The organism is Synechococcus sp. R6-10, assembly GCF_047461815.1.
In the GTDB taxonomy this organism is placed as follows: domain Bacteria; phylum Cyanobacteriota; class Cyanobacteriia; order Thermostichales; family Thermostichaceae; genus Thermostichus.
Window position 1 is genome coordinate 1 of record NZ_JANSHW010000008.1, and the last position, 8,301, is coordinate 8,301.

The window sequence follows — 8,301 nt, forward strand, 5'->3', positions numbered from 1 at the left end:
TACCATGTTGGCAGACTCGAAAGTAAACAGAAAGATCAACTGGTAGTAATCCGTACTGAACATATTATACATCCGTACTGAACATATTATACATTATTTTCAGTATAGTTGAGCTTATTATTGACTAGAGTCATGCTCTTCTCTGAACACGGAGCAAGCCCAGTTCCTGGCCCCCGGCCAATGGGAGCGACTTGGATCGAGAATACCTGGCTGAGGAGATCGCATCTCAGAGAAGACAACGGCACCGGGAACCATCTGAATCGCTCACCTGTTGAAGATGATGAGTTTTTCCCAGATGGACAATGGGAGTGGATCCGCTGTCTGCAAACTGAGTTATCCTGCCGCCAAAATTGCCTCCAACAAGGGATCCGCCCCAAAACGCACCACATCCGTACAGGGCCGTCCGGTCTCGGCTTCCACCCGGCGGATCTGCTCTAGGGCTGCTTCTTCCTCCCAGCCGAAGGTATTGAGGGCAACCCCCACCACGGGCGCGGGGGCAAAAGCCCCGGCAGCCGCTGCCACCTGTTCATACAGCTCAATCACCTTGGGTAAGGGCGGGATGGGCACGTAGTCTATCCCCTTGATGTGGGTCTGGCCGGCGCGGTGTACCAGGATAAGGTGGGTGGGCTGGGATCCGCGCAACAGGGGCAAGGTGGCCGTAGAGGCGGGGTTGAGCAGGGATCCCTGGCCTTCCAGATGCAGAATGTCGTGGTCAGAGCCATAGCGCATGATCAGTTGCTCCACCGCCCCACTGGCATAGTCCACCCGCACCGCATCCAAAGGGATCCCCTCGCCGCCGATCAGAATCCCGGTTTGCCCGGTGGCCAAAAAGCGGGAGCGCAGGCCCCGTCTCAGGCTGGCCCGGTGCAGCTCCAAGCTGGTGGACATTTTGCCCACGCTCATGTCGGTGCCCACCGTCAACACCCGTTTACAGGGCAAGGTGCGGGCCAGGGCTTTCCCCACCGATAAGTTGGGGGGCTCGCGGCGAATATCCCAGATCCAGGCCCCCGGCTGCAACCACTGCCGAAACTGGGGATCCTCGGCCAAAGGCGTGTGCAGCCCATTCACCAGAGACAGGCCAGCTCGCAGGGCCAGGCCCAACTCCTCCCGCCAGGCTGGCGGCAACTGCCCCCCTGAAGGGGCAATCCCAATCACCAGAACTTCAGGCCGGTAGGCCAGCGCCTCCTCCACCGAGGCCACGATGGGGATGTCTTTGGCTATTCCGGTCAGATGGGCCAGGGATCCCCCCGCCTGCTCCCGGTCGATCACCGCCACCACCGGGAAAGAGCCGTAGCGCAGCAGCCCCAGCCCCGTTTTCCCATGCTCCCCCAGCAACCCCCCGTGGAGCAGGATGGCCACGCGACTTTCGCTGGACAGGGATCCTGGCTTTCCCATCATTCCTCCCTCAGCTCTACCCCCAAACCCGGTCGGTCGGTGGGGAGCAGGCAGCCGTCCTGCAGGATGGCCCCGGCAAAGGGATCGTCGATGAGGTTGAGGTGGCTATCCAAGTCCAGGTAATCCACCAGGGGAGCCAAGTGGGCTGCCGCTGTATTCCCCAGGGCTGTGTTGCTGTAGCAGCCCAACATCACCTGCAGGCCGTGGGCTTTGGCGGTGTGGATCATGCGCCAAGCTTCGCTGAGGCCCCCGCATTTCATCAGCTTAATGTTGATCCCGTGGACGCGATCCACCAGAGGGGGGATATCGCGGCTGTCCATACAGCTCTCATCCACAAAAATGGGCAGCTTCGACTCGTGCCAGAGGGTGATCAGCTTTGCTTCCTGCCCCCTCTCTAAAGGCTGCTCCAGGTAGCTCACCCCTTGCCCCGCCAGCCAGTTGCTCATGCTCAGGGTTTGTTCCACCGTCCAAGCGCCGTTGGCATCTACCGTAATTAGGGATCCCAGCGGGATCACCTCCTGCACGGCAATCAGCATGTTCTGATCCGCCATCAGCCCCGAGTCGCTGCCCAGCTTGATCTTAAAAGCCCGCGCTTGGGTCTGTTCCATCCAGGCCAAGGCTCGCCGGCGGGCTGCCTGCGGGGTGGAAATGCCGATCGTCATTGTCGTGGGCGGAATGCGGGAGCGATCCAGCCCCCACAACTGCCACAGGGGCCTCCCCAGCCGTTTGCCCATCCAATCGTGCAGGGCCATATCCACCGCTGCCCGCGCTGCCGAGGGGATCCCGGCCTGCAGCAGTTCCGCCTCAATTGGCTGGCGCTCCCAGGGGGAGTGGCGGCGTAGGATCCCTTTGGCCACCTCCAGACCCATCAGGATGTCGTCCAGAGACTGCTGGCAATCGTCGCTCACCGAAAAGGGGCAGGCCTCCCCCCACCCTTCAATTCCCTCCTCCTCAATCCGCACCCAAGCCAGGGTTGTCTCGCTGTGGGTACCCCGGCTGATGGTCAAGGCGTAGCGCTTGTGAACGGTGAAGGGTTCGACGTAGAGCCGCATGGGCATCTCCAGAAGAGGAAGCTTGGAGGGGCAATTGGGCCTAGGCCGTCCATTTGAGCTTAGCTTGGTTCCCACTGCCCACCCAGCCTGCTCCCGTCCCCAAGCCCAGAAAACAAGTTATCCCTTGCCCCCTCCGCCGTCTATGGTGGGATCCAGATCCACCGTTCTCCGTACCCTTGCCGCCATGAACACCGCCGAACTGCTGGTTCGCTGCCTGGAAAATGAGGGGGTGCAGTACATCTTCGGCGTTCCCGGCGAAGAAAACCTGGAAGTCCTGCAAGCCCTGCGCCGCTCCTCAATTCGCTTTATCACCACCCGCCACGAACAGGGGGCCGCCTTCATGGCCGATGTCTATGGCCGGCTGACGGGCAAAGCGGGGGTGTGTCTCTCCACCTTGGGGCCGGGTGCCACCAACCTGATGACCGGAGTTGCCGACGCCAACCTGGACGGAGCGCCCCTGGTGGCTATTACCGGCCAAGTGGGCACCGACCGCATGCACATCGAATCCCATCAATACCTGGATTTGGTGGCCATGTTTGCCCCCGTCACCAAGTGGAATGCCCAGATCGTGCGCCCCAGCATCACCCCGGAGATCGTGCGCAAGGCTTTCAAATTGGCCCAAACCGAGAAGCCCGGGGCCGTCCACATCGACTTGCCGGAAAACATCGCCGCCATGGAAGCCAGCGGCAATCCCTTGAGGAGAGATCGCCTGGACAAAACCTACGCCTCCTATCAAAGCCTGAACGAAGCGGCGTCCCTGATCTCCCGCGCCCGCAACCCCTTGATTTTGGCCGGCAATGGGGCCATTCGCGCCCAAGCCAGCAGTGCCCTCACGGAATTTGCCACCCGCTTGAACATCCCCGTGGTCAACACCTTCATGGGCAAAGGGGTGATCCCCTACACCCACCCCTTGTCCTTGTGGGCCGTTGGCCTACAGCAGCGGGATCTGGTCAGTTGTGGTTTCGACCGAACCGATCTGCTGATCGCCGTCGGCTACGACCTCATCGAGTACTCTCCCAAGAAATGGAACCCCGACGGCACCATCCCCATCGTTCACATCGCCGCCCTGCCGGCTGAAATCGACAGCAGCTACATTCCGCAAGTGGAGGTGGTGGGAGACATTTCCGACTCCCTGATGGAGATCCTGCGCCGCTGCGATCGCACGGGCAAGCCGGATCCCTATGGCCTCAGCCTGCGGCAGAACATCGTCCGCGAGTACACCTGCTATGCCCAGGATCAGAGCTACCCGATCAAGCCCCAAAAGCTGATCTACGACCTGCGCCAAGTCCTGGAACCCGAAGACATTGTCATCTCCGATGTCGGCGCCCACAAAATGTGGATGGCCCGCCTCTACCACTGTGACAAACCCAACACCTGTCTCATCTCCAACGGCTTTGCCGCCATGGGCATCGCCATTCCGGGGGCCTTGGCCGCCAAACTGGTGCATCCCGACCGGCGCATCGTGGCCGTAACCGGAGATGGGGGGTTCATGATGAACTGCCAAGAGCTGGAAACTGCCCTCAGGGTGGGCACTCCCTTTGTAACTCTCATCTTCAACGATGGCGGCTATGGGCTGATCGAGTGGAAGCAACACAATCAATACAACGAGGCTGCTTTCGTCAAGTTCGGCAATCCAGACTTCGTTAAGCTGGCGGAGAGCATGGGCCTCAAGGGCTACCGTGTCGAAAAGGCTGCCGAGCTGATCCCCATCCTGAAGCAGGCCCTCGAGCAGCCGGTGCCCACCCTCATCGACTGCCCTGTCGATTACGGCGAAAATCTTTACTTGACACAGCGGTCGCAAGCGCTGGTCTGCGAGACTTAGGGAGTGAGGTGGATAGGAATGCGAGATTTGAGCCGAGTTGGGGCATAGTAAGCCCAGGGTTGGCGGCCTCTGGGAAGTCCAGACTTATGTATCTTTACCGTTGACCCTTAGCAGCCGAGTGCAGTGAAATAGAGGCATTGTGGGTGACCCGCCAGCATGAACGATCTTCCTCCCCCTCCTTTTACCTCGCGCCGTGCCGGTGCTGCCAGCAAAGCTCTGGCCATCGCCAACGTCAGCATTACCCCCTTTGGCCGCAAGTTAAAGGAGCTGGGCTTTGCCGACGATAAGCAGATCCAGGACATCCAAAACGCCCTCAAAGCGGATCGAGAGGGCAACAGCAAGGCCCTGGCTCTGGTGGTCAAGGATATCGTGGGCAAAGAGATCACCCCTGACCTGGAGCGGGCTTACAAACGGCAGCAGCTCTTTGAACTGAAAATCATCTACGGGATCCCCTCCCTGGATGTCGACCTGGAGCCGGTGGAGATCTCCGAGATGATTGGGCTGATCGACTCGATCTTGCCCCTCGACATCTGCAACCGCTACAAGTTCTTGCCCATTCGCCGTCGAGACAATCAGGTGACGGTGGCGATGGTCAAGCCAGACAACCTGCAGGCACTGGACGACATTCAACGGCGCTTCCGCATCCAGGGGCTGAAGCTGCAGCGGCGGGTCTTCACCCAGCGGGATTTCGAGACCCTGATCAACCGCTACATGGATGCGCAGGCGGAGCTGCTGGCCATCAAGGGGATCAACGACGCGGCTGCTGCCCAACAGGAAGAAGAGGTGGTGGTCAACACTGCCGAAATCGATCTGGATGCTATTCTGGATGCTATTGAGGATGTGACTGCCGATGAGGCCGGCGAGGGATCCCTGGAGCAGCAGGTCAAATCGGCAGATGATGCCCCGATTATTAAACTGTCCAACCAGATCCTGGTCAAGGCCCTGCAGGACGGGGCGTCTGACATCCACATCGAGCCACAAGAAGAATACCTGCGCATCCGCTTCCGCAAAGATGGGGTGTTGCGGCAGGCTTTTGAAAACTTTCCCAAGAAGATCGTCCCTGCCCTCACCGCTCGCTTCAAAATCATGTCCAATTTGAACATTGCCGAGCGGCGCATGCCCCAGGATGGGCGGATCCGGCGGGTCTTCAAGGGGCGCAAGGTGGACTTCCGGGTCAGCACCCTGCCCTCCCGCTATGGGGAGAAGATCGTGCTGCGGATCCTGGACAACTCCGCCACCCAACTGGGGCTGGACAAGCTGATCACCGACCCAGAGACCTTGGAAAGCTTCAAGGAGATTGTCAGGCGACCCTTTGGCCTAATCTTGGTGACCGGGCCAACGGGATCCGGGAAAACCACCACCCTCTACTCGGCTCTGGCGGAGGTGAACGATCCGGGCATCAACATCAGCACTGCCGAGGATCCCATTGAATACTCGCTGCCGGGGATCACCCAAGTGCAGGTGATCCGAGAAAAGGGCATGGACTTTGCCATGATCCTGCGCGCCTTCCTGCGGCAAGACCCGGATGTGATCCTGGTGGGGGAAACCCGCGACCACGAGACGGCCAAAACCGCCATCGAAGCCTCCCTCACGGGCCACTTGGTGTTGACCACGCTGCACACCAACGATGCCCCTGGCGCCATTGCCCGTCTGACGGAGATGGGGATCGAGCCATTTATGATCTCCAGCTCGTTGCTGGGGGTGTTGGCCCAGCGCTTGATGCGCCGGGTGTGTACCGAATGTCGGATCCCCTACCACCCCACGCCGGAGGAGCTGGCCCGCTATGGCCTTACCCTCAGTGGCGACGGCGAGCAGCTCACCTTCTACAAAGCCAACAAGCTCTCCCCCAAAGAAGTGGAGCAGCGCAAGGCCACCGGCAAGCCCATCTGCGAGAAGTGTGGGGGCGTGGGCTACAAAGGTCGGGTAGGGGTGTACGAGTTCATGCGCATGAACGACCGCCTTGCGGACTTGATCAACAAAGAGGCCCCCACGGAGGTGATCAAAGAAGCGGCGGTGGAAAGTGGCATGAAAACCCTGCTGGCCTACAGTTTGATGCTGGTGAAGCAGGGCCTCACCACGCTGGAGGAGGTGGATCGGGTGACCCTCACCGACAAGGGTCTGGAAAGCGAGCTGAAGGCCCGTGCCAAGGCTCTCAGCACCTGCCGCAACTGTGGCGCGGCCTTGCATGTGGACTGGATGGACTGCCCCTATTGCCTGACCCCGAAGTTTTAGGAAGTCGGCTTGGCACTTGACGATGTTGGGGTGCCGACTATAACAGTCCTATACAGTTGCCTTTCTCACATGGCTTTGGCCGGCGGCTCTTTTGATAGACAGTTCTACTCGCCTTTGGAGAACCCAACCCTATGCCCCAACTGATGATCGAAGACCTTATGGAAGCAATCGTCCAAAAGGGCGGTTCCGACATTCATATCTCGGCGGGTTTGCCCCCCTACTTCCGCATCAATGGTCACCTTGAGCCGACAGAGCATGAGCCTCTCTCGGCAGAGGAGGTGCAGCGGTTGATCTTCAGCATGCTGAACAACAACCAGCGCAAGCAGCTGGAGCAAAACTGGGAATTGGACTGCTCCTATGGGGTGCGGGGGATCGGGCGCTTCCGCGTGAACGTCTACCGCGATCGCGGCACCTATGCTTGCGCCATGCGGGCCCTGGCTTCTGAGATCCCCAACATCGACAAGCTGGGCCTGCCGGATGTGTGTAAGGAAGCAGCTCGCCTGCCGCGGGGCTTGGTGCTGGTAACCGGCCCAACGGGATCTGGCAAATCGACTACGCTGGCTTCCATGATCGACATGATCAACCGCGAACGGGCCGAGCACATCCTCACCATCGAGGATCCCATTGAGTATATCTACACCCCCATTCGCAGCATCATCCACCAGCGGCAACTGGGGGAAGACACCAAGAGTTTTGCCAATGCCCTGCGGGCAGCGATGCGGGAGGATCCGGATGTGATCCTGATCGGGGAGATGCGGGATCTGGAGACCATCCAGTTGGCCATTACCGCCGCCGAGACGGGCCACCTCTGCTTTGCCACGGTACACACCAGTTCTGCCGCCCAGACGGTGGATCGCTTGGTGGATGTGTTTCCGCCCGAGCAGCAGCAGCAGATTCGCGTGCAGCTCTCCAACTCCCTCAAGGCCGTCTTCTCCCAAACTCTGGCCCGCCGCCTCAATCCCAAGCCAGGAGAGCCTGGACGGGTGCTGGTGCAGGAAATCATGGTGGTGACGCCGGCCATTGCCAACCTGATTCGGGAGGGCAAAACTGCCCAGATCTACTCGGCTATCCAGACGGGGGGCAAGCAGGGCATGAAAACGCTGGAGCAAGATCTGGCTAACCTTTACCTACAGGGCAAGATCGACTTCGATACGGCCATGTCTAAGACTTCTCGCCCTGAAGAGCTGCAGCGGCTTTTGGGCAACGTTACCGGGCCCTCGCCAGCCGCGGCTGCCCAACAACAGCGGCCAGCAGCAGTTGCCGCCCGTCGCTAAACCTCGTTGCCACCAGGCAGTGCTGGGATCCCGGGGTGAGGGTTCATTGCCGATCTCTAGCCGCTGACTTGATTTGTGGCTAAGCTCTAGCTGAGAGATTGTTGATCTGCCCAAGGTTTGGGCTGACTTCTCTTTTGCACCTGCGAAACATTTAAAGCCATTTCGTTATTTAGAGCGATCTAGCCGGGGGTACAGCCATGCCGCGCTACAAGGTTCGGGGGTTAAAGGCCGGTCAGCCGGTACGCCTGACGGTGGTGGCCAACAGCTTGACCGAAGTTCGTGCACGGCTGCGCCGAGACGGGATTTTTGCCAAACAGGAAGACATTCAGGAGGAGAAACCCTTCTTTTCCTTGGATACGTCTTTCGATTTCTCAATGCTGGGATCCATCGACATTCGCGACAAGGCAGTGTTCTCCCGGCAATTTGCTGCCTTGATCAACGCCGGCGTGTCGATGGTGCGCTCTCTCACCATCATGGAGGAGCAAACCGGCAACCCCAAACTCAAAAAGTACCTGCGGGCTATCCG

The 8,301-nt window shown here is 59.7% G+C and carries 6 protein-coding genes; 4 read left to right on the plus strand and 2 right to left on the minus strand.

The window, feature by feature from the left end; all coding sequences use genetic code 11:
- Positions 1 to 333: 333 nt before the first annotated feature.
- Positions 334 to 1,395, minus strand: coding sequence for a DUF1611 domain-containing protein (locus NW837_RS00205; RefSeq protein WP_414328707.1), 1,062 nt, complete (start codon positions 1,393 to 1,395; stop codon positions 334 to 336).
- A complete protein-coding gene (locus NW837_RS00210; protein ID WP_414328704.1) occupies positions 1,395 to 2,447 on the minus strand; it encodes a dipeptide epimerase in 1,053 nt (350 codons plus the stop codon). The genes NW837_RS00205 and NW837_RS00210 overlap by 1 nt, the downstream gene beginning before the upstream one ends.
- A gap of 184 nt (positions 2,448 to 2,631) precedes the next feature.
- On the opposite strand from NW837_RS00210, the gene NW837_RS00215 reads away from it, so the two are divergent.
- The 4 genes from NW837_RS00215 to NW837_RS00230 all read left to right on the plus strand — a co-directional run.
- On the plus strand, positions 2,632 to 4,269 hold the full coding sequence (locus NW837_RS00215) for an acetolactate synthase large subunit (RefSeq protein WP_414328708.1): 1,638 nt from the start codon (positions 2,632 to 2,634) through the stop codon (positions 4,267 to 4,269).
- 156 nt (positions 4,270 to 4,425) lie between these two features.
- Positions 4,426 to 6,501 (plus strand): GspE/PulE family protein, encoded by a 2,076-nt coding sequence (locus NW837_RS00220; RefSeq protein ID WP_414328705.1) that lies wholly within the window; start codon positions 4,426 to 4,428, stop codon positions 6,499 to 6,501.
- A gap of 131 nt (positions 6,502 to 6,632) precedes the next feature.
- Entirely contained in the window at positions 6,633 to 7,775 is a 1,143-nt protein-coding gene (locus NW837_RS00225; protein WP_238376760.1) for a type IV pilus twitching motility protein PilT, read from the plus strand.
- Between the two features lie 197 nt (positions 7,776 to 7,972).
- Positions 7,973 to 8,301, plus strand: a 329-nt coding sequence (locus tag NW837_RS00230; RefSeq protein ID WP_414328706.1) for a type II secretion system F family protein, incomplete at its 3' end; no start/stop codon positions are given.